We start from the raw sequence: 1,749 nt of genomic DNA on the forward strand, positions 1-1,749 counted from the left end.
CGATTTGTTATGACTTTTTTATGAATGTTACAACTTTATTGTTGGGTTACATAGTAGAAAAAGGGGGGATAGTGTTAAAGGAAAGATAGGTGAGTATAAAACATCCATTATCTAACATCTTTGATTTATAAAACTGTTAAACACCTGTTTTTTCTTCTACATCCCTCACTCAATGTTCTTGCATTGATTCTCAATCAGGTCATTCAGCTAAAACCCTTCATCACAAGCACACCATAATTATAGGTTCTATCAATCACTAAAAGTATAATTCACCCAAGCCTCATATTTTCCGTTAGCTTTCTTATAAATTTCGCGTTCTATTGGATTCAAAATTGAAATTACAGCTAAATAAATTGAAATTAAAGGTGCAATATGTGTTATATTTAACCAGTAAAAATTTTTTGTTAAAAACGCATAAAATTTGTCCTCAGAAAAATATACTTCTAATTCAAGGATTGCTAAAAACATCGATAGCAATGTAATTGTTGTGAAGAATAATAACTTTACAATGGTTATATTAGTCAATGTAATTTCTTGATTCAAACTCATGAACTTTGATAACCTTTTTGAGGAAGGTCTTTGCTCATAAATGGTTTCCTCATAAGGAAATTTAATTTTTACTATCCAATAATAAAAAACCTCTACTATATATTGTAATGAATATAAAATTGACAATATATAAAACATCCATAATATTACCAGTACATAAAGAAGAAGTGATTGCTCCTCTAATGGAGTTGGATATAAGAACATTATCAAAACATATGTATAAAAAATAAATGTTATATATTGAAAAAAATTTACCTTTACTTTATTTTTTTCATTCATATAGTGATGAAAAATGGAAACAGAATTTAATAACAATAAAATTATATTAGCTATAAATTGCATTACACTTTCAAATTGAAAGAGTAAAATCCCACCTAACAACAATATATAAAATCCAGTAACCTCTATTAGTGAAAAATCACTTAATCTCGATAGATTGTACGCTTTTCTTAACTTAAACATATACATTTTACACCCTTACAGATCACACTTGGAACTAAAACCTACCTTTACATATTCATTATCGGTTACAATGATTACTCATTAAAGACCAGAACTTGCAAATCTTCCATTTTCGTCATAGTTTATACTTTTTGAAACGTCCCACCTTAAATGATTAGAAATAGGAAACGTCTCTTATGACACCCATTCAGAGAACCTATTGTAACCATTATCACTTATCCAATCGTAGGTCGAATATAAATCTGATATTTTTTGAAAAGTTCCTCTCATATCAAATGATGCTTTTTTTAATAATTCGTAAGAACTTAAATCTCGATAGAAGAAAGTGACTATGGTGAGTCACAAGAAGAAGAAAGATATAGATATGAGAAAATACGCCAAGAGTTAAAGTGTGTATAATCCAAGTATTCCTGTCCATCAAAGCTTTCCTTATCTCCAGTTTCTTTATTAATCGGTAATATAGACACTTTCCCTTTCCAACCATCAAAATATCCCAACTCCCACGGCATCCACTTTGAATCAGAAGAGTTATCAGATGTAGCATAAAATAAACATTTACAAGACTTCATTCTTCTTTTTAATCTACTCGCAGTATAAGTATTCACACACACAATAAACTCGTAACACAAGAACGCCTGAGAAACGCAGGACATCAACCTTTTATCCTTTGTCTCTCAGACGTCTGTTTCAACTTTATTCTCACGAATTAGCCGATTTGTTATGACTTTTTTATGAATG

At 29.6% G+C, this 1,749-nt stretch carries 1 protein-coding gene; it reads right to left on the reverse strand.

Annotated elements, in window-relative coordinates; translation table 11 throughout:
• Positions 1-249 precede the first annotated feature (249 nt).
• Entirely contained in the window at positions 250-1,011 is a 762-nt protein-coding gene (locus tag J416_RS14860) for a hypothetical protein (protein WP_003475459.1), read from the reverse strand.
• Positions 1,012-1,749 lie beyond the last annotated feature (738 nt).

The sequence above is a fragment of the Gracilibacillus halophilus YIM-C55.5 genome (assembly GCF_000359605.1).
In the GTDB taxonomy this organism is placed as follows: domain Bacteria; phylum Bacillota; class Bacilli; order Bacillales; family Amphibacillaceae; genus Gracilibacillus; species Gracilibacillus halophilus.